The organism is Lysobacter avium (genome assembly GCF_015209745.1).
In the GTDB taxonomy this organism is placed as follows: domain Bacteria; phylum Pseudomonadota; class Gammaproteobacteria; order Xanthomonadales; family Xanthomonadaceae; genus Novilysobacter; species Novilysobacter avium.
Genome location: NZ_CP063657.1, coordinates 561,824 through 580,983, shown reverse-complemented (window position 1 = coordinate 580,983; position 19,160 = coordinate 561,824). Strand labels below are relative to the sequence as shown.

The 19,160-nt window shown below is 64.1% G+C and carries 19 protein-coding genes; all 19 read right to left on the bottom strand.

Features of this window, described 5'->3' with window-relative positions; genetic code table 11:
* Window positions 1-9: 9 nt before the first annotated feature.
* The 19 genes from rplX to rpoB all read right to left on the bottom strand — a co-directional run bounded on the left by rplX (window position 10) and on the right by rpoB (window position 19,091).
* Window positions 10-324, bottom strand: coding sequence for a 50S ribosomal protein L24 (gene rplX / locus INQ42_RS02615; protein WP_193985943.1), 315 nt, complete (start codon window positions 322-324; stop codon window positions 10-12).
* Window positions 325-338: 14 nt separating this feature from the next.
* Window positions 339-707, bottom strand: coding sequence for a 50S ribosomal protein L14 (rplN, locus tag INQ42_RS02610; RefSeq protein WP_043959547.1), 369 nt, complete (start codon window positions 705-707; stop codon window positions 339-341).
* Between the two features lie 15 nt (window positions 708-722).
* Window positions 723-992, bottom strand: coding sequence for a 30S ribosomal protein S17 (gene rpsQ / locus INQ42_RS02605; protein ID WP_043959546.1), 270 nt, complete (start codon window positions 990-992; stop codon window positions 723-725).
* 9 nt (window positions 993-1,001) lie between these two features.
* Window positions 1,002-1,187, bottom strand: coding sequence for a 50S ribosomal protein L29 (gene rpmC, locus INQ42_RS02600; RefSeq protein WP_043959545.1), 186 nt, complete (start codon window positions 1,185-1,187; stop codon window positions 1,002-1,004).
* Window positions 1,187-1,600 (bottom strand): 50S ribosomal protein L16, encoded by a 414-nt coding sequence (rplP, locus tag INQ42_RS02595; protein ID WP_043959544.1) that lies wholly within the window; start codon window positions 1,598-1,600, stop codon window positions 1,187-1,189. The genes rpmC and rplP overlap by 1 nt, the downstream gene beginning before the upstream one ends.
* A gap of 6 nt (window positions 1,601-1,606) precedes the next feature.
* A complete protein-coding gene (gene rpsC, locus INQ42_RS02590; RefSeq protein ID WP_043959543.1) occupies window positions 1,607-2,323 on the bottom strand; it encodes a 30S ribosomal protein S3 in 717 nt (238 codons plus the stop codon).
* Between the two features lie 2 nt (window positions 2,324-2,325).
* Window positions 2,326-2,673 carry a 50S ribosomal protein L22 gene (rplV, locus tag INQ42_RS02585; RefSeq protein ID WP_043959586.1) on the bottom strand — a complete coding sequence of 116 codons (348 nt, stop codon included), beginning with the start codon at window positions 2,671-2,673 and terminating at the stop codon, window positions 2,326-2,328.
* Between the two features lie 10 nt (window positions 2,674-2,683).
* Window positions 2,684-2,950: a 30S ribosomal protein S19 gene (rpsS, locus tag INQ42_RS02580; RefSeq protein ID WP_043959542.1), complete on the bottom strand. Its 267-nt coding sequence runs from the start codon at window positions 2,948-2,950 to the stop codon at window positions 2,684-2,686.
* A gap of 6 nt (window positions 2,951-2,956) precedes the next feature.
* Entirely contained in the window at window positions 2,957-3,784 is an 828-nt protein-coding gene (gene rplB / locus INQ42_RS02575) for a 50S ribosomal protein L2 (protein ID WP_043959541.1), read from the bottom strand.
* Between the two features lie 10 nt (window positions 3,785-3,794).
* Window positions 3,795-4,091, bottom strand: coding sequence for a 50S ribosomal protein L23 (gene rplW / locus INQ42_RS02570; protein WP_036196034.1), 297 nt, complete (start codon window positions 4,089-4,091; stop codon window positions 3,795-3,797).
* On the bottom strand, window positions 4,088-4,699 hold the full coding sequence (gene rplD, locus INQ42_RS02565; protein ID WP_455430103.1) for a 50S ribosomal protein L4: 612 nt from the start codon (window positions 4,697-4,699) through the stop codon (window positions 4,088-4,090). The genes rplW and rplD overlap by 4 nt, the downstream gene beginning before the upstream one ends.
* Entirely contained in the window at window positions 4,696-5,352 is a 657-nt protein-coding gene (gene rplC, locus INQ42_RS02560) for a 50S ribosomal protein L3 (RefSeq protein WP_194035017.1), read from the bottom strand. Before rplC ends, rplD begins: the two co-directional genes overlap by 4 nt.
* Before the next feature lie 10 nt (window positions 5,353-5,362).
* Complete coding sequence (gene rpsJ / locus INQ42_RS02555) at window positions 5,363-5,674, bottom strand: 30S ribosomal protein S10 (protein ID WP_043959538.1); 312 nt, start codon at window positions 5,672-5,674, stop codon at window positions 5,363-5,365.
* Window positions 5,675-5,985: 311 nt separating this feature from the next.
* A complete protein-coding gene (gene tuf, locus INQ42_RS02550) occupies window positions 5,986-7,176 on the bottom strand; it encodes an elongation factor Tu (RefSeq protein ID WP_043959529.1) in 1,191 nt (396 codons plus the stop codon).
* A 68-nt stretch (window positions 7,177-7,244) separates the two neighbouring features.
* Window positions 7,245-9,335, bottom strand: a complete 2,091-nt coding sequence (fusA, locus tag INQ42_RS02545) for an elongation factor G (protein ID WP_194035016.1) — start codon at window positions 9,333-9,335, stop codon at window positions 7,245-7,247.
* 137 nt (window positions 9,336-9,472) lie between these two features.
* The gene (gene rpsG, locus INQ42_RS02540; protein ID WP_043959536.1) at window positions 9,473-9,940 is read right to left on the bottom strand and encodes a 30S ribosomal protein S7; all 468 of its coding nucleotides are present in this window, start codon (window positions 9,938-9,940) and stop codon (window positions 9,473-9,475) included.
* A gap of 11 nt (window positions 9,941-9,951) precedes the next feature.
* Window positions 9,952-10,326, bottom strand: coding sequence for a 30S ribosomal protein S12 (rpsL, locus tag INQ42_RS02535; protein WP_036196058.1), 375 nt, complete (start codon window positions 10,324-10,326; stop codon window positions 9,952-9,954).
* Between the two features lie 281 nt (window positions 10,327-10,607).
* Window positions 10,608-14,822, bottom strand: a complete 4,215-nt coding sequence (gene rpoC, locus INQ42_RS02530) for a DNA-directed RNA polymerase subunit beta' (protein WP_194035015.1) — start codon at window positions 14,820-14,822, stop codon at window positions 10,608-10,610.
* A gap of 99 nt (window positions 14,823-14,921) precedes the next feature.
* Window positions 14,922-19,091, bottom strand: coding sequence for a DNA-directed RNA polymerase subunit beta (gene rpoB / locus INQ42_RS02525; RefSeq protein ID WP_194035014.1), 4,170 nt, complete (start codon window positions 19,089-19,091; stop codon window positions 14,922-14,924).
* Between the last annotated feature and the right edge of the window lie 69 nt (window positions 19,092-19,160).

The following is a 19,160-nucleotide window of genomic DNA, read 5'->3' as shown; positions in this document are numbered from 1 at the left end:
CAGCATTCCTCAGGCGTCAAGCGCCTCGCCGCTGGAGCGGAACACACGCATTTTGCGTCCATCCTCCAGCACTTTGATGCCAACGCGCTCGCCCTTGCCCGATGCCGGGTTGAACACCATCACGTTGGAGATATGGATCGGCGCCTCACGCTCGATCACGCCGCCGGCCTGGCCGACCTGCGGGTTCGGCTTGGTGTGGCGCTTGATGATGTTGACGTTGGACACGACGACCTTGTCGCCTGCCACGCGCACCACATCACCCTTCTTGCCCTTGTCCTTGCCGGCGGTCACGATCACGTGGTCGCCTTTCTTGATACGGTTCATGTCAATTCCTCCGCTCAGAGCACTTCTGGGGCGAGCGAGACGATCTTCATGAACTTCTCGGAACGCAGTTCACGGGTCACGGGCCCAAATATGCGGGTGCCAATCGGCTCCTGCTTGTTGTTCAGCAGGACGGCGGCGTTGCCGTCGAAGCGGATCAACGAGCCATCCGAGCGGCGAACGCCCTTGCGGGTACGCACCACGACGGCGTCATAGACGTCGCCCTTCTTGACCTTGCCCCGCGGAATCGCGTCCTTCACGGTCACTTTGATGACGTCGCCGATCGCGGCGTAACGGCGCTTGGAGCCACCGAGCACCTTGATGCACATCACTTCCTTCGCGCCGGAATTGTCTGCCACCGTGAGGTAGCTTTGCATCTGGATCATGGTTCAGCCTCCTCGTTATTCGACAGCGCGGGTGACAACTTCCACCACACGCCAGTTCTTGGTCTTCGACATCGGCGCGATCTCGGAAATCCGGACCACGTCGCCCTCGTTGCAGGTGTTCTCCGCATCGTGCGCGTGCAGCTTGGTCGAGCGACGGATGTACTTGCCGTACAGCGCGTGCTTGACCTGGCGCTCCACGAGCACGGTGACGGTCTTGTCCATCTTGTTGCTGACCACGCGTCCTTCGACCGTGCGCAGCGCCTTCTCTGTATTGTTGTCGGTCATGGCGGGTCCTTACTTCTTCTCGCCGAGCAGGGTGTTGACGCGAGCAATCTCGCGGCGCACCCGGCGGGCCTCATGGGTCTTGGCGAGCTGGCCGGTGGCCTGCTGCATGCGAAGGGCGAACCCTTCCTTGTGCAGCTCGGTCAGATGGGCCTTGAGCTCGTCAGCGGACTTCTCTCGCAGTTTGTTGAGTTCCATTACCGCACCGTCCGGGTCACGAAAGTGGTGGTCACCGAGAGCTTCGCGGCGGCCAGGCGGAACGCCTCGCGCGCCACGTCTTCAGCCACGCCCTCGATCTCGTAGATCATCCGGCCGGGCTGGACCTGGGCAACCCAGTACTCCACGTTGCCCTTGCCCTTGCCCATGCGGACTTCGATCGGTTTCTTGGTGACCGGCTTGTCGGGGAACACGCGCAGCCACATCTTGCCGCCGCGCTTGACGTGACGGCTGATGGAGCGACGCGCCGCCTCGATCTGGCGGGCAGTGAGCTGGCCGTGCGCGGTTGCCTTCAGGCCGTACTCGCCGAAGCTGACAGCGTTGCCGCTCCAGGCCAGACCGTCATTGCGGCCCTTGTGCACCTTGCGGTACTTGGTTCGTTTTGGTTGCAACATGATCCGTTACCTCGAGTCGCGGGGCGGACGGGGCGAGCGGTCACGTCGATCGCTGCGCGGGCTGTCGTCCGGCTTTTCCTGACCAACCTGGGAGAAATCGAAGATCTCGCCCCGGTAGACCCATGCCTTCACCCCGATGATGCCGTAGGTGGTATTCGCCTCGGCAAAGCCGTAGTCGATATCTGCGCGCAGGGTGTGCAGCGGCACACGACCTTCGCGGTACCACTCGGAACGGGCGATTTCCGCACCATTCAAGCGGCCACCGACCTGGACCTTGATGCCCAGGGCACCAAGACGCATCGCGTTGCCGACCGCGCGCTTCATCGCGCGACGGAACATGATGCGACGCTCCAGCTGCTGGGCAATCGACTCGGCCACCAGCTGCGCGTCCAGCTCGGGCTTGCGCACTTCGGTCACGTTGATGTGGGCAGGCACGCCCATCATCTCGCTGACTTCCTTGCGCAGCTTGTCGATGTCCTCGCCCCGCTTGCCGATCACCACGCCCGGGCGGGCGGTATGGATGGTCACGCGGGCGTTGTTGGCCGGGCGCTCGATGAAGATCTTCGAAATGCCCGCCTGCGAGAGCTTCTTGCGCAGCATCTCGCGGACCTTGAGGTCGGCGATCAGGTACTCGGAGTACTGCTTCTTGCCGGCAAACCACTTGGAGTTCCAGTCCTTGGAAATGCCAAGGCGGATGCCGGTCGGATGAACTTTGTTACCCATAATCAGACTCCGCCCTGCTTGCCGTCGCCCACAACCACGGTGATGTGGCTGGTGCGCTTGAGAATGCGGGTGCCGCGACCCTTCGCACGCGCCATGAAGCGCTTCAGCGTTGGACCTTCGTCAACCATGATCGTCGTGACCTTCAGCTCGTCGATGTCGGCGCCCTGGTTGTTCTCGGCGTTGGCGATGGCCGACTCCAGAACCTTGCGGACGAGATCGGCGGCCTTCTTGTCGGAGAACTTCAGCAGGTTGACTGCTTTCTCGGCGGTCTGACCGCGGACCTGGTCGGCGACCAGGCGTACTTTCTGGGCGGAGATGCGCGCGCTGCGCAGGATGGCTTTGGCTTCCATGGTCATCTCCTTATCGGCTCTTCTTGTCGCCGACGTGTCCCTTGAAGGTACGCGTCAGGGCGAACTCGCCGAGTTTGTGGCCGACCATGTTCTCGTTGACCAGCACCGGGATGTGGTTGCGACCGTTATGCACGGCGATGGTGAAACCCACCATCTCCGGCAGCACCATCGAGCGGCGCGACCAGGTCTTGATCGGGCGCTTGTTGTTGGCCGCAGCCTCCACCTTCTTGATCAGATGGTGGTCGACGAACGGACCCTTTTTAAGTGAACGTGCCATTGTCGATTAGCTCCTGCGATCGCGAACGATGAACTGCTGCGTGCGCTTGTTGTGCCGCGTCTTGTAACCCTTGGTCGGGACACCCCACGGGGTGACCGGATGCGGGTTGCCCTGGCCAGCCTTGCCCTCACCACCGCCGTGCGGATGGTCGACCGGGTTCATGGCGGCACCACGCACGGTCGGGCGGATGCCCAACCAGCGCTTGGCACCGGCCTTGCCCAGTTTCTGCAGGCTGTGCTCGTTGTTGCCGACTTCACCGATGGTGGCGCGGCACTCGACCGGCACCTTGCGCATCTCGCCGGAGCGCAGGCGCAGGGTTGCGTAACCCTGCTCGCGCGCCACCAGCTGCACCGAGGCGCCGGCGGCACGGGCGATCTGCGCACCCTTGCCAGGCTTCATCTCGATGCAATGCACGGTGGAGCCGACCGGCACGTTTGCCAGCGGCAGGCTGTTGCCGGTACGGATCGGGGCATCACGGCCGGCGATCACCTGGTCGCCCGCCTTCAGGCCCTTGGGCGCGATGATGTAACGGCGCTCACCGTCGACGTAGCACAGCAGGGCGATATGGGCGGTGCGGTTGGGATCGTATTCGATCCGCTCCACGCGCGCCGGAATGCCTTCCTTGTTGCGCTTGAAATCGATGATGCGGTAGTGCTGCTTGTGGCCACCACCGATGTGACGGGTGGTGATGCGGCCGTGGTGGTTACGACCACCCGAGCGGCTCTGCGGCTCCAGCAACGGCGCATACGGCGCGCCCTTGTGGAGTTCGGGCGACACGACGCGGACTGCCGAACGGCGGCCTGGCGAAGTGGGTTTGAATGTCATTAGTGCCATGGGTCGATCCTCAAGCCTTGGCCATCACGTCGATCGACTGGCCATCGGCCAGCGTCACGTATGCCTTGCGCCAGTCGGGGCGACGGCCCATGCGGAACTTGAAGGCTTTGGCTTTGCCCTTCACGTTGAGCACGTTGACCGCCTCGACCTTGACGTCGAACAGCTTTTCCACGGCGACCTTGATGTCCGCCTTGGTTGCCGTCGTCGCCACTTCGAAGACGTATTGATTGGAAACTTCCTGCAGCCGTGCGGTCTTCTCGGACACACGCGGCGCACGGATCACGTTGTAGAGCTTGGCGTCGTTCATGCCAGCCACTCCTCGATCTTCTTGATCGCTTCGGCGGTGACCACGACCGTGTCGGCGCCAACCAGCGCGACCGGATCCAGCCCCTGCACGTCACGGACTTCGACATACGGCAAGTTGCGCGCCGAGAGGTACAGATTCTCGGTGGCATCCTCGGTGACCAGCAGCGGACGGCGGCCGGCTTCAAGATCCTTGAGCAGGGCAACCATGCCCGTGGTCTTGGGCGAATCCAGCTCCAGGCTCTCCACCACGGTGATGCGACCCTGGCGGTTGAGCTCGGACAGGATCGACGCCATCGCCGCGCGGTACATCTTGCGGTTGACCTTCTGCGCGAAGCTGCGCGGCTTGGCCGCGAAGGTCACGCCACCACCACGGAAGATCGGAGCGGTCAGGGCGCCGTGGCGGGCGCCACCACCCTTCTGCTTCTTGGACTTCTTGGTGGTACCGGCGACTTCCGAGCGCGTCTTCTGCGCCTTGGTTCCGGCACGACCGGCGTTGCGGTAGGCGACCACGACCTGGTGGACGAGGTCCTCGCTGAACTCGCGGCCGAAGATCTCCTCGGAGACCGCCAGCGTCTTGCTGGTGTTATTGATGGCAAGTTCCATCGTCATACTCCCTTGGTCGTCGGACGGACGATCACATCGCCGCCCGGCGCGCCCGGCACCGCGCCCTTGATCGCGATCAGGCCGCGCTCGGCGTCAACCTTGACCACTTCCAGGCCCTGCGTGCTCTGCTGCACCTGGCCCATATGGCCGGACATCTTCTTGCCCGGAAACACGCGGCCCGGCGTCTGGCGCTGGCCGATGGAGCCCGGGGAACGGTGCGAGAGCGAGTTACCGTGGGTCGCATCGCCCATGGCGAAGTTCCAGCGCTTGATCGTGCCCTGGAAGCCCTTGCCCTTGGTCACGCCCTGGACGTCGACGATCTGGCCCACTTCAAAGATGTCGGCCTTGATTTCGCCGCCCACATTGAAGTCGCCCAGCTTGTCGTCGGCGACGCGGAATTCCCACAAACCACGACCGGCGCCGACCTTGGCTTTCGCCAGGTGACCCGCGGAGGGCTTGTTCACAAGCGCCGCGCGGCGCACGCCCACGGTGACCTGCACCGCGCTGTAACCGTCGCTGTCGACGGACTTGATCTGGGTGATCCGGTTCGGGGTCGCCTCGATGAGGGTCACCGGAATGGAACGACCATCTTCGGTGAAGAACCGGCTCATGCCGGCCTTGCGACCGACGATGCCCAACGAATATTTCTTCGCGGTCATGATGTCTGCCTCAGGTCAGCTTGATCTGGACGTCGACGCCGGCAGCCAGTTCGAGCTTCATCAGCGCGTCCACGGTCTTGTCGTTGGGGTCGACGATATCGAGCACGCGCTTGTGCGTGCGGGTCTCGTACTGGTCGCGCGCGTCCTTGTCGACGTGCGGAGAAGTAAGAACGGTGAAGCGCTCGATCTTGGTTGGCAGCGGAATCGGGCCACGCACTTGTGCGCCGGTCCGCTTGGCTGTCTCGACGATCTCGCTGGCCGAGCGGTCGATCAATCGATGATCGTACGCCTTCAGCCGGATTCGGATCTTTTGGTCCGCCATGACGGTGTTCCTTGGAAGTAAAGAGCGACGGGCCGGTGGCTGGGTGCACCGAACCCCAATGGACATATCCTCCGCACCGGGGATGACCCGCCGATACGGAAATCTGTAGCAAAACAAGGCAGGCCGGTTACCCGGCCTGCCCAGACAGAAAAGTATAAAGCGCGTGTCATCAGCCCGTCAAGCTGTTGCGGACAACTCCGCTACAGCCTGTGGTCTTGCCACGCGACATTTCCCTGTCGGGCGAATACGAGGGGCATCCTGCTCCTCATTTCGCTGGTTTGGCGCTCCCTGGGGAGCGCCGGGTGACGCTATTACTTGATGATCTTGGACACCACGCCGGCGCCGACGGTGCGGCCACCTTCGCGGATCGCAAAACGCAGGCCTTCGTCCATCGCGATCGGGTTGATCAGGGTGACCACCATCTTCACGTTGTCGCCCGGCATCACCATCTCCACGCCCTCGGGCAGCTCGCATGCGCCGGTGACGTCGGTGGTGCGGAAGTAGAACTGCGGACGGTAGCCCTTGAAGAACGGCGTGTGACGGCCGCCCTCGTCCTTGCTCAGGATGTAGACCTCACCTTCGAACTCGGTGTGCGGCTTGATCGAGCCGGGCTTGCACAGCACCTGGCCGCGCTCGACGTCGTCACGCTTGGTGCCGCGCAGCAGCAGACCGGCGTTATCACCCGCCTGACCCTGGTCAAGCAGCTTGCGGAACATCTCAACACCGGTGACGGTGGTCTTGACGGTCGGACGGATGCCGACGATCTCGATCTCCTCGCCCACCTTGATGATGCCGCGCTCGATACGACCGGTGACCACGGTGCCGCGACCGGAGATCGAGAACACGTCCTCGACCGGCATCAGGAACGCCTTGTCCACGTCGCGCTCGGGCTCCGGGATCCAGCTGTCCAGCGCATCGACCAGCTTGATGATCGAGGGCACGCCGATATCGCTCTGGTCGCCTTCCAGCGCCTTCAGCGCCGAACCGGTGATGATCGGGGTGTCGTCGCCGGGGAAGTCGTACTTGGAGAGCAGCTCGCGCACTTCCATCTCCACCAGCTCCAGCAGCTCGGCGTCGTCCACCATATCCGCCTTGTTCAGGTAGGACACGATGTAGGGCACGCCCACCTGGCGGGCCAGCAGGATGTGCTCGCGGGTCTGCGGCATCGGGCCGTCCGCGGCCGAGCACACCAGGATCGCGCCGTCCATCTGCGCCGCACCGGTGATCATGTTCTTCACGTAGTCGGCGTGCCCGGGGCAGTCGACGTGCGCGTAGTGGCGGTTCGGGGACTCGTACTCGACGTGCGAGGTCGAGATCGTGATGCCGCGCGCCTTCTCTTCGGGGGCACGGTCAATCGCGTCATACGCGCTGAACTCGCCACCAAAACGCTCCGCGCCAACCTTGGTCAGCGCTGCAGTCAACGTGGTCTTGCCGTGGTCAACGTGACCGATCGTGCCGACGTTCACGTGCGGCTTGGTGCGCTCGAATTTACCCTTGGCCATGATTGTTACCTCTGGATTTCATCTGGTTGTCGTGTGGAAGCGGCGGCCGGCGGATGCCGGCCGTTGCATCAGTTCTTTTTGATCACCGCGTCGGCGATGTTGGCCGGCGCCTCGGCGTAGTGATCGAATTCCATCGTGAAGGTCGCACGACCCTGCGACATGGAGCGCAGGCTGGTGGCGTAGCCGAACATCTCGCCCAGCGGAAGCATCGCGTCGATGATCTTGCCGGACAGGCTGTCCTCCTGACCCTGCAGGATGCCGCGACGACGGCTGACATCGCCCATCACGTCGCCCAGGTAATCCTCCGGGGTGACGATCTCGACCTTCATCATCGGCTCCAGCAGGACCGGGCTGGCCTTGTGGAAGCCTTCCTTGAAGCCCATCGAGCCGGCGATCTTGAACGCCATTTCCGAGGAGTCGACCTCATGGTAGGAACCGTCGACCAGCTTGACCTTGACGTCGACGATGGGATAGCCAGCCAGCAGGCCGTTGGCAACCGCCTCCTGGATGCCCTTGTCCACCGCCGGGATGTAGTCCTTGGGGACCACGCCGCCGACGATCGCGTTCTCGAACAGGTAACCGCTGCCGGTCTCGCCGGGCTCGATTTCCAGCCACACGTGGCCGAACTGGCCCTTGCCGCCGGACTGGCGCACGAACTTGCCTTCGGCCTTGACCGCCTTGCGGATGGTCTCGCGGTAAGCCACCTGCGGCTTGCCCACGTTGGCTTCAACGTTGAACTCGCGGCGCATGCGGTCCACCAGGATGTCCAGGTGCAACTCGCCCATGCCGGAGATGATGGTCTGGCCGGACTCTTCGTCGGTGTGCACGCGGAAGGACGGATCCTCCTGCGCCAGACGGCCCAGCGCGGTGCTCATCTTCTCCTGGTCGGCCTTGGTCTTGGGCTCCACGGCCATCGAGATCACCGGCTCCGGGAACACCATGCGCTCCAGGGTGATGACGTGGTCGATCGCGCAAAGGGTGTCACCGGTGGTGACATCCTTGAGGCCGACCGCGGCGGCGATGTCCCCGGCGCGCACTTCCTTGATCTCGATGCGGTCGTTGGAATGCATCTGCAGGATGCGGCCGATGCGCTCCTTCTTCGACTTGATCGGGTTGTAGACCTGGTCGCCGGAATTCAGCACGCCCGAATAGCAGCGGAAGAACGTCAGCGAACCCACGAAGGGATCGGTCATGACCTTGAACGCCAGCGCCGAGAACGGCGCCTTGTCGGAGGCTTCGCGGGTTGCTTCCTGATCGTCCTCGTCGATACCGGTGACGGCATGCACGTCGGTCGGAGCCGGCAGCAGCTGGATCACGCCGTCGAGCATCGCCTGGACGCCCTTGTTCTTGAACGCCGTGCCGCAGAACACCGGGATGACCTCGACCTTCAGGGTACGCTCGCGCAGGCCGGCGATGATCTCGGCCTCGGTAAGCTCACCGTCGTTGAGGTACTTGTCCATCAGCTCTTCGCTGGCTTCGGCGGCAGCCTCGACCATGAACGAGCGGGCGGTGGTCGCCTCTTCCAGCAGTTCGGCCGGGATGTCGCGGTACTCGAATACGGTGCCCTGGGAAGCGGTATCCCAGTGGATCGCCTTCATCTTGACCAGGTCGACCACGCCTTCAAAGCCGTCTTCAGCACCGATCGGCACCTGCATCGGCACCGGATAGGCACCCAGGCGGGCCTTCAGCTGGCTGACGACCTTGTTGAAGTTGGCACCGGTGCGGTCCATCTTGTTGACGAACGCAAGACGGGGCACCTTGTACTTGTTGGCCTGGCGCCAGACAGTCTCGGACTGCGGCTGCACGCCACCCACCGCACACAGCACGAACACCGCGCCATCGAGCACGCGCAGGGAGCGCTCCACCTCGATGGTGAAGTCGACGTGCCCGGGGGTGTCGATGATGTTCAGCCGGTGCTGTTCCATGGACTTGTCCATGCCGCTCCAGAAAGCGGTCGTCGCAGCCGACGTGATGGTGATGCCGCGCTCCTGCTCCTGCTCCATCCAGTCCATCGTGGCGGCACCCTCATGGGTTTCGCCAAGCTTATGGTTGACACCGGTATAGAACAGGATGCGTTCGGAGGTGGTGGTCTTTCCGGCATCGATGTGGGCCATGATGCCGAAGTTGCGATAGCGTTCGATGGGAGTGGTGCGAGCCACGGTACCCTCTCGTATTTGGATGTTTCAGAAAGGCCGGGTGCCGCCTGGGGGCGGCACACGGTACGCTCGGGCAGCCACGGCCGCCGTCGGAGTGTCTTGTTGCCTGCGAACGCCCCGCCAGCGGCAGGGCACCCGGCTCACCAGCGGTAGTGCGCGAACGCCTTGTTCGCTTCCGCCATGCGGTGGGTCTCTTCACGCTTCTTGACCGCGCCACCACGACTCTCGGAGGCATCAAGCAGCTCTGCGGCGAGCTTGCGCGGCATGGTGTTCTCGCCACGCTTGCGCGCGGCGTCGATCAGCCAGCGCATTGCCAGAGCGACCCGGCGCGACGAGCGCACCTCGACCGGAACCTGGTAGGTGGAACCACCAACGCGGCGGGATTTGACCTCAACCGCCGGCGAGATGTTGGCCAGGGCCTTCTCGACGACTTCCAACGGATCGGCATTCTTCTCGCCGATCACGTCCATGGCGCCGTACACAATCTTCTCGGCGACCGACTTCTTGCCGCTGTACATGACCATGTTGATGAAACGCGCGATCGTCTCGCTGCCATGCTTTGGATCGGGCAGGATCGAACGCTGCGGTGCTGAACCTTTACGCGACATGGGTCAATTCCTCAGGACTTCGGGCGCTTGGCGCCGTACTTTGAACGGCGCTGGCGGCGCTTGGCGACGCCGGCGGCATCGAGCGCACCGCGCACGGTGTGGTAACGGACGCCGGGCAGGTCCTTGACGCGACCGCCGCGGATCAGCACCACCGAGTGCTCCTGCAGGTTGTGGCCTTCACCGCCGATGTACGAGATGACCTCGTAACCGTTGGTCAGGCGCACCTTGGCCACCTTGCGCATCGCCGAGTTCGGCTTCTTCGGGGTGGTGGTGTAGACACGGGTGCAAACGCCGCGGCGCTGCGGGCAGTTCTCAAGCGCCGGCGAGGCACTGTTGTAGGTCGCTGCCTGCCGCGGCTTGCGGACCAGCTGATTGATCGTCGCCATCAGGAACTCTTTGGTGGGAGGCCGGCCAGGAATGCCGCGCCTCTTGTGAATAACGAACGGAAAGCCGGAAACTCCCGACCGACCGAGACCGAAAAGTATAACCCGCCCTTGACGATGCCGTCAAATGCGGATTAGACACGAATTCGCGGGGACCGGCGCAGTGCGCCAGTCCCGCGAAACTTCCTGATCCCGCCCTTCCCTGGGCCCAACACGAGGCGCTCCGAGCGCCTCATTTGGTGATCTGGGACGACCGTTTCCGGTCGCCACTTGCTATTGCAGTATTACGACGCGCTCGACTCTTCGCCGACATCCTCTGCCACCGCAGCGGACGCCACCGGCGCCGACAGGGCCGCCATTTCGGAGTCGGTCAGACCCGACGCGTTCTTGCGGCGCTGCGCATGGTACGCCAATCCGGTGCCGGCAGGAATCAGGCGACCGACGATGACGTTCTCCTTGAGTCCGCGCAGGTTGTCACGGGTACCGCGGACAGCGGCCTCGGTGAGCACCCGGGTGGTCTCCTGGAACGAGGCCGCGGAGATGAACGACTCCGTCGCCAGTGAGGCCTTGGTGATGCCCAGCAGGACCGGGTTGAACTGCGGCACGATGCCGTCGTTCGCCGCGACGCGTGCATGCTCTTCGACAAAGCGCTGACGCTCGATCTGCTCGCCATTCATGAACTTGCTGTCGCCGGCGTCGCTGATATCGACCTTGCGCAGCATCTGGCGAACGATCACCTCGATGTGCTTGTCGTTGATCTTCACGCCCTGCAGGCGGTACACGTCCTGGATTTCCTTGGTCAGGTACACCGCCAGTGGCTCCACGCCCAACAGGCGAAGGATGTCCTGCGGGGTCGGCTCGCCGTCCACCACGGTCTCGCCCTTCTCCACGTGCTCGCCTTCGAACACGATGATCTGGCGGTACTTGGGGATCAGCTCCTCGTAATCGGTGCCGTCGGCTTCCTTGATCACCAGACGCTGCTTGCCCTTGGTTTCCTTGCCGAAGCTGACGATGCCCGACACCTCGGCCAGGATCGCCGGGTCCTTGGGCTTGCGCGCCTCGAACAGATCGGCCACGCGCGGCAGACCACCGGTGATGTCGCGGGTCTTGGACGCTTCCTGGGGGATCTTGGCAACCACGTCGCCAACGCCCACCGCCGCGCCATCCTGCAGGTTGACCACCGAGCGCGGTGGCAGCTGGTACTGCGCCGGCAGGTCGGTACCCGGGATGTTGAGGTCGTTGCCGTCCTTGTCGATGATGCGCACGATCGGGCGCAGTTCCTTGGCCGCCGAACCACGACGCTTGGGATCGGTGATCTCGCGCGAGGCCAGACCGGTCAGCTCGTCGGTCTTCTCGATCACGGTCACGCCATCGACAAAGTCGATGAAGCGCACGAAACCGGCGACTTCCGAGACGATCGGATGGTTATGCGGGTCCCAATGGGCGACCTGCTGGCCGGCCTTGATCTCCGCGCCATCCTTGACGTCGATGGTCGCACCGTAGGGCAGCTTGTAACGCTCGCGCTCACGCCCGTGGACGTCGAGCACGGAGAGTTCACCGGAGCGGGACACCGCGACCACGTGGCCGTCGGAGTGCTCGATGTGCTTGAGGTTGTTGAACTTCAGCGTACCGGTGGTCTTCACCGTGACGTTGTCGATGGCCGCCGCTCGCGACGCCGCGCCACCGATGTGGAACGTGCGCATGGTCAGCTGGGTACCCGGCTCACCGATGGACTGGGCAGCGACCACGCCGACCGCCTCGCCATGGTTGACCATGTGGCCGCGGCCCAGGTCACGCCCGTAGCAGTTGGCGCACACCCCGAACGTGGACTCGCAGGTGATGGTCGAGCGGACCTTGATCAGCTGCACGCTCGCCTCTTCCAGCTTCTGCACCCAGGCCTCGTCGAGCAGGGTGTTCCGGGTGACGATCGGATCCTCGTCATCGCCCGGCAGGAACACGTCCTCGGCCACGACACGACCCAGCACGCGGTCGCGCAGCGGCTCCACGATGTCGCCGCCTTCCACGATCGGGATCATGGTGAGGCCTTCCAGCGTGCCGCAATCGTCCTCGGTGATGACCACGTCCTGGGCCACGTCGACCAGGCGACGGGTCAGGTAACCGGAGTTCGCGGTCTTCAACGCGGTATCGGCCAGGCCCTTGCGCGCGCCGTGGGTCGAGATGAAGTACTGCAGGACGTTGAGGCCTTCACGGAAGTTCGCGGTGATCGGGGTCTCGATGATCGAGCCATCCGGCTTGGCCATCAGGCCACGCATGCCGGCCAGCTGGCGGATCTGCGCCTGCGAACCACGCGCACCCGAGTCGGCCATGATGAAGACCGAGTTCATCGACTTCTGGTCGATGGTCTCGCCCTTGGCGTTGACCACCTTCTCGGTGCCGATGGTTTCCATCATCGCCTTGGCGACGCGCTCGTTGGTGCGCGACCAGATATCCACGACCTTGTTGTACCGCTCGCCGCCGGTGACCAGGCCGGACTGGTACTGCTCCTGGATCTCGGTGACCTCGGTCTCGGCCTCGTCCAGGATGCCCTTCTTGGCGTCCGGGATGATCATGTCGTCGATGCCGATGGACACGCCGGCGCGGGTCGCGAAGGCGAAACCGGTGTACATCAGCTGGTCGGCGAACACTACCGTGTCCTTCAGGCCCAGCATGCGGTAGCACGAGTTGATCAGGCGGCTGATGTTCTTCTTGGTCAGCTCGACGTTGGCCAGCGCAAACGGCAGGCCGGACGGCAGGATGTCGTCCAGCAACGCGCGCCCGATCGTGGTGTCGACGATCGAGGACTGCTGCACACGGCTGCCGTCCTCCTGGATCACCGACTCCTCGATGCGGACCTTGACCTTGGCGTGCAGTTCCACCACGCGGTTGTCGTAGGCGCGCTTGACCTCGGCGACGTTGGCAAACGCCATGCCCTCGCCTTTCTTGTTCTCCAGCGCGCGGGTCATGTAGTACAGGCCCAGCACGACGTCCTGCGACGGCACGATGATCGGCTCGCCGTTGGCCGGCGACAGGATGTTGTTGGAGGCCATCATCAGCGCACGCGCTTCCAGCTGGGCTTCCAGCGAGAGCGGCACGTGGACGGCCATCTGGTCACCGTCGAAGTCGGCGTTGAACGCGGTGCAGACCAGCGGGTGCAGCTGGATCGCCTTGCCCTCGATCAGGACCGGCTCGAACGCCTGGATGCCGAGGCGGTGCAGGGTCGGCGCACGGTTCAGCAGCACCGGATGCTCTCGGATGACTTCTTCCAGGATGTCCCAGACTTCCGCCTCTTCGCGCTCGACCAGCTTCTTGGCCGCCTTGATGGTGGTGGCCAGGCCCTGGCGCTGCAGCTTGGCGAAGATGAACGGCTTGAACAGCTCCAGCGCCATCTTCTTGGGCAGGCCGCACTGGTGCAGCTTGAGGTACGGACCGACCACGATGACCGAGCGGCCGGAGTAGTCCACGCGCTTGCCCAGCAGGTTCTGGCGGAACCGGCCCTGCTTGCCCTTGATCATGTCGGCCAGCGACTTCAGCGGGCGCTTGTTGGTGCCGGTGATGGCGCGGCCACGACGGCCGTTGTCCATCAGCGCATCCACCGACTCCTGCAGCATGCGCTTCTCGTTGCGCACGATGATCTCCGGCGCGCTGAGCTCCAGCAGGCGGCGCAGGCGGTTGTTGCGGTTGATGACGCGACGGTACAGGTCGTTCAGGTCGGAGGTCGCAAAGCGGCCACCGTCCAGCGGCACCAGCGGACGCAGGTCCGGCGGCAGGACGGGAAGGACGGTCATGACCATCCACTCGGGCTTGTTGCCCGACTCCAGGAACGCCTCGATCAGCTTGACGCGCTTGGTGTAGCGCTTGAGCTTGGTCTCCGAACCGGTGGCGGCCATGTCCTCGCGCAGCTGGACCAGCTCGCTCTGCAGGTCCAGGGTCCGCAACAGGTCGAACACCGCCTCGGCGCCCATCGCGGCGTCGAAGTCGTCGTTGTGCTCCTGGCGGGCCTGCATGTACTCCTCTTCATTGAGCAGCTGGCCGCGCTCGAACGGGGTCAGGCCCGGCTCGGTGACGACGAACGCCTCGAAGTAGAGGATGCGCTCGATATCGCGCAGGGTCATGTCCAGCATCAGGCCGATGCGGCTGGGCAGCGACTTGAGGAACCAGATGTGGGCGACCGGCGAGGCCAGGTCGATGTGTCCCATGCGCTCGCGACGGACCTTGGCCAGGGTGACCTCGGTGCCGCACTTCTCGCACACCACGCCGCGGTGCTTCATGCGCTTGTACTTGCCGCACAGGCACTCGTAGTCCTTCACCGGGCCGAAGATCGCGGCGCAGAACAGGCCGTCGCGCTCGGGCTTGAAGGTGCGGTAGTTGATCGTTTCGGGCTTCTTTACCTCGCCAAACGACCACGAACGGATCAGGTCGGGCGACGCCAACGCGATCTTGATCGCGTCGAAGTTCAGCGCCGGACGCTGCTGGTTGAACAGGTTGAGCAGGTCTTTCATTTTTCTTTCTCCGTGGAGGAGTAAATCGTCAAAGGGCTGGCACTACCGGTGGCCTGGGCCGGGCAACGCGCGATCCGCGGCGTTGCCCACCCAGGAGCCTCAGTTCTCTTCCAGCTCCATGTTGATCGCGAGTGAGCGGATCTCCTTGACCAGCACGTTGAACGACTCCGGCATGCCGGCGACCGTCTCGTACTCGCCATCGACGATGTTCTTGTACATCTGGTTGCGTCCCTGCACGTCGTCGGACTTGACCGTCAGCATTTCCTGCAGCGTGTACGCCGCTCCGTAGGCCTCCAGCGCCCAGACTTCCATCTCACCGAAGCGCTGGCCGCCGAACTGCGCCTTGCCGCCCAGCGGCTGCTGGGTGACGAGCGAGTACGGGCCGGTGGAGCGGGCGTGCATCTTGTCGTCGACCAGGTGGTTCAGCTTCAGCATGTGCATGTAGCCAACCGTGATCTCACGATCAAACGCCTCGCCGGTGCGACCGTCATACAGGGTGGTCTGGCCACTCGCCGGCAGGTCCGCCAGCTTGAGCATCGACTTGATCTCCGACTCGGCGGCACCGTCGAACACCGGCGTTGCCATCGGCACGCCGTCGGTGAGGTTGCCCGCCAGGGCCAGCAGCTCATCGTCGCTGAACTGCTTCAGGTCCACGCGCTGGCCATGCAGCTTGGTGTCGTGGTTGTAGATCTCGTCGAGGAACTTGCGCAGCTCGGTGACCTTGGCCTTGGCTTCCAGCATGCGCTGGATCTTCTCGCCCAGTCCCTTTGCGGCCCAGCCCAGGTGGACTTCCAGCACCTGGCCGATGTTCATGCGGCTTGGCACGCCCAGCGGGTTGAGCACGATGTCGACGGTCTCGCCGTTGGCCATGTAAGGCATGTCCTGCACCGGCACCAGGGTCGATACCACACCCTTGTTGCCGTGGCGGCCGGCCATCTTGTCGCCCGGCTGGATGCGGCGCTTGACCGCCAGGAACACCTTGACCATCTTCAGCACGCCCGGAGCAAGGTCGTCGCCCTGGGTGATCTTGGCGCGCTTGTCGGCAAAACGGCGCTCGAATTCCTTCTCGTGCACGTCCAGCTGCTTCTGCGCGCGCTCGATCGCCTCGACCGCCGAGTCGTCCTTCATGCGCAGGCTGAACCAGTCCTTCCGCGACAGGCCGTCCAGCACCAGGCTGGTGACGGTCTCGCCCTTCTTCACGCCGCCGCCACCATTGGCGACCTTGCCGATCAGCTGGCTGCGCAGGCGGCTGTAGATCGCCGCCTCCAGGATGCGGAACTGGTCGTCGAAGTCCTTCTTGACCCGGCGGACTTCCGACTCCTCGATCTGCCTGGCACGGGCGTCCTTCTCGATGCCGTCGCGGGTGAAGACCTGCACGTCGATGACGTTGCCGTCCATGCCCGGGGGCACGCGCAGCGAGCTGTCCTTCACGTCGGACGCCTTCTCGCCGAAGATCGCCCGCAGCAGCTTCTCTTCCGGGGTCAGCTGGCTCTCGCCCTTGGGCGTGACCTTGCCGACCAGGATGTCGCCGGCGCGCACTTCGGCGCCGATGTAGACCACGCCGGACTCGTCCAGGCGGTTGAGCGCCTGCTCGGAGACGTTGGGGATGTCGGCGGAAATCTCCTCCGGCCCCAGCTTGGTGTCACGCGCGACACAGGTCAGCTCTTCGATGTGGATCGTGGTGTAGCGATCCTCCTGGACCACCCGCTCGGAAAGCAGGATGGAATCCTCGAAGTTGTAGCCGTGCCACGGCATGAACGCGATCAGCATGTTCTGGCCCAGGGCCAGCTCGCCGATGTCGGTGGAGGGACCGTCGGCCAGCACGTCGCCGCGCGCGATCACGTCGCCCACGTTGACCAGCGGGGTCTGGTTGATGCAGGTGTTCTGGTTGGAACGGGTGTACTTGATCAGGTTGTAGATATCGACGCCGGCGTCGGTCTCGTTGCTGATCTCGTCCTCGTTGACCTTGACCACGATGCGGGCCGCGTCGATCTGCTCGACGGTGCCGCCGCGCAGTGCGTTCACGGTCACGCCCGAGTCACGCGCCACGGCGCGCTCGATGCCCGTACCCACCAGCGGCTTCTGCGCACGCAACGTCGGTACCGCCTGGCGCTGCATGTTGGCGCCCATCAGCGCGCGGTTGGCGTCATCGTGCTCCAGGAACGGAACCAGCGCGGCGGCGACCGAGACGGTCTGCATCGGCGAGACGTCCATGAAGTCCACCTCGCTCGGCGGCTTCAACATGGACTCGCCCTGGTAGCGGCAGTCCACGAACAGCTCGCTGAGCACGCCCTTGGCGTCCTGCGGCGCGTTGGCCTGGGCGATGACGTACTCGTTCTCCTCGATCGCCGACAGGTACTCGACCTCGTCGGTGACCTTGCCGTCCACGACCTTGCGGTACGGCGTCTCCAGGAAGCCGTACTCGTTGGTTCGGGCAAACACCGCCAGCGAATTGATCAGGCCGATGTTCGGGCCTTCCGGGGTCTCGATGGTGCACACGCGGCCGTAGTGGGTCGGATGCACGTCGCGCACTTCAAAGCCCGCGCGCTCGCGGGTCAGGCCGCCCGGCCCAAGAGCCGACACGCGGCGCTTGTGGGTGACCTCCGAGAGCGGGTTGTTCTGGTCCATGAACTGCGACAGCTGCGAGGAGCCGAAGAACTCCTTGACCGCGGCCGCAACCGGCTTGGCGTTGATCAGGTCCTGCGGGGTCAGGCCATCGGCCTCGGCCATCGACAGGCGCTCCTTGACCGCACGCTCCACCCGGACCAGGCCGACACGGAAGGTGTTCTCGGCCATCTCGCCAACCGAACGCACGCGGCGGTTCCCCAGGTGGTCGATGTCATCGACGATGCCGCGACCGTTGCGGATCTCGGTCAGCACCTTGAGCACGTCGAGGATGTCGGAGCCTTCGCCCACTTCGGCGGCGATCTTCTTGGACTCCTCGTCCTTGCGCTGGGAGAAGTAGCGCTCGTCGTACAGCACCGAGGCGCCGGTGACTTCCTTGTGGCCGATGCGGCGGTTGAACTTCATCCGGCCGACGGCCGACAGGTCGTAGCGGTCGAACGTGAAGAACAGGTTGTGGAACAGGTTCTGCGCGGCATCCTTGGTCGGCGGCTCGCCGGGACGCATCATGCGGTAGATCTCGACCAGCGCTTCCAGCTGGGTCTTGCTCGGGTCGATCCGCAGGGTATTGGAGATGAACGCGCCGCGATCCAGATCGTTGGTCCAGATCGTGCCCAGCGCATCGATGCCGGCCTTGCGGAACAGTTCCAGATGCTCTTCGGTGATCTCGTCGTTCGCCGCGGCGATCAGCTCGCCGGTGCTCTCGTCGATGACGTCATGCGACAGGGTGCGGCCGATCAGGTACTCGTCGGGCACGGCCAGCGCATCGATGCCGGCGGCCTCGAGCTGCTTGACGTGACGCGCGGTGATGCGGCGCCCGGCTTCCACGATGACCTTGTCACCGTCGGCCAGGTCGAAGTCCAGGGTCTCGCCACGCAGGCGCTCGGGCACCAGCTCCAGGTGCACGCCTTCCTTGGGGTCGACGTGGAAGGTGTTGACCTCGAAGAACTCGGCCAGCATTTCCTCGTTGTTGTAGCCCAGCGCGCGCAGCAGGATGGTCACCGGCAGTTTGCGGCGGCGATCGATACGGGTGAACAGCGCATCCTTGGGGTCGAACTCGAAGTCCAGCCAGGAGCCGCGGTACGGGATGATGCGCGCGCTGTAGAGCAGTTTGCCGGAGCTGTGGGTCTTGCCACGGTCGTGGTCGAAGAACACGCCCGGGCTGCGGTGCAGCTGGGAGACGATGACGCGCTCGGTGCCATTGACGATGAAGGTGCCGTTGTCGGTCATGAGCGGGATCTCGCCCATGTAGACCTCCTGCTCCTTCACGTACTTGATGGCCTTGGTCGAGGACTCGCGGTCGTAGATGACCAGGCGCACGGTGACCCGCAGCGGGGCGCCGTAGCTCATGCCGCGCTGGCGGCACTCGCGCTCGTCGAAGGCCGGCTCACCGAGTTTGTAATCAACGTACTCCAGGGCCGCGTTGCCGCTGTAGCTGGAAATCGGGAACACCGACTTCAGGGCGGCATGCAGTCCGCGCTCCTCGCGCTTGGCGGGTGCGACGTCTTCCTGCAGGAACCGGCGATACGAATCGACCTGGATGGCAAGCAGGAACGGCACCTCGAGGATCGACCGGCTCTTGCCGAAATCCTTGCGGATGCGCTTCTTTTCAGTGAACGAATAATTCGTCGTGGAAGCTGTGGTCATGGTGAGCTACCGCCTCGGTGTTCATCGGGTCGCGCGTCCGCGGCCCGGGGGAAAACGTGATGGGGGAGA

Excerpts from the sequence above, each read along its gene's own strand:
- rplX (WP_193985943.1), bottom strand. The coding sequence starts at position 324 with ATGAACCGTATCAAGAAAGGCGACCACGTGATCGTGACCGCCGGCAAG.
- rplN (WP_043959547.1), bottom strand. The coding sequence starts at position 707 with ATGATCCAGATGCAAAGCTACCTCACGGTGGCAGACAATTCCGGCGCG.
- rpsQ (WP_043959546.1), bottom strand. The coding sequence starts at position 992 with ATGACCGACAACAATACAGAGAAGGCGCTGCGCACGGTCGAAGGACGC.
- rpmC (WP_043959545.1), bottom strand. The coding sequence starts at position 1,187 with ATGGAACTCAACAAACTGCGAGAGAAGTCCGCTGACGAGCTCAAGGCC.
- rplP (WP_043959544.1), bottom strand. The coding sequence starts at position 1,600 with ATGTTGCAACCAAAACGAACCAAGTACCGCAAGGTGCACAAGGGCCGC.
- rpsC (WP_043959543.1), bottom strand. The coding sequence starts at position 2,323 with ATGGGTAACAAAGTTCATCCGACCGGCATCCGCCTTGGCATTTCCAAG.
- rplV (WP_043959586.1), bottom strand. The coding sequence starts at position 2,673 with ATGGAAGCCAAAGCCATCCTGCGCAGCGCGCGCATCTCCGCCCAGAAA.
- rpsS (WP_043959542.1), bottom strand. The coding sequence starts at position 2,950 with ATGGCACGTTCACTTAAAAAGGGTCCGTTCGTCGACCACCATCTGATC.
- rplB (WP_043959541.1), bottom strand. The coding sequence starts at position 3,784 with ATGGCACTAATGACATTCAAACCCACTTCGCCAGGCCGCCGTTCGGCA.
- rplW (WP_036196034.1), bottom strand. The coding sequence starts at position 4,091 with ATGAACGACGCCAAGCTCTACAACGTGATCCGTGCGCCGCGTGTGTCC.
- rplD (WP_455430103.1), bottom strand. The coding sequence starts at position 4,699 with ATGACGATGGAACTTGCCATCAATAACACCAGCAAGACGCTGGCGGTC.
- rplC (WP_194035017.1), bottom strand. The coding sequence starts at position 5,352 with ATGACCGCGAAGAAATATTCGTTGGGCATCGTCGGTCGCAAGGCCGGC.
- rpsJ (WP_043959538.1), bottom strand. The coding sequence starts at position 5,674 with ATGGCGGACCAAAAGATCCGAATCCGGCTGAAGGCGTACGATCATCGA.
- tuf (WP_043959529.1), bottom strand. The coding sequence starts at position 7,176 with ATGGCCAAGGGTAAATTCGAGCGCACCAAGCCGCACGTGAACGTCGGC.
- rpsG (WP_043959536.1), bottom strand. The coding sequence starts at position 9,940 with ATGTCGCGTAAAGGTTCAGCACCGCAGCGTTCGATCCTGCCCGATCCA.
- rpsL (WP_036196058.1), bottom strand. The coding sequence starts at position 10,326 with ATGGCGACGATCAATCAGCTGGTCCGCAAGCCGCGGCAGGCAGCGACC.
- rpoC (WP_194035015.1), bottom strand. The coding sequence starts at position 14,822 with ATGAAAGACCTGCTCAACCTGTTCAACCAGCAGCGTCCGGCGCTGAAC.
- rpoB (WP_194035014.1), bottom strand. The coding sequence starts at position 19,091 with ATGACCACAGCTTCCACGACGAATTATTCGTTCACTGAAAAGAAGCGC.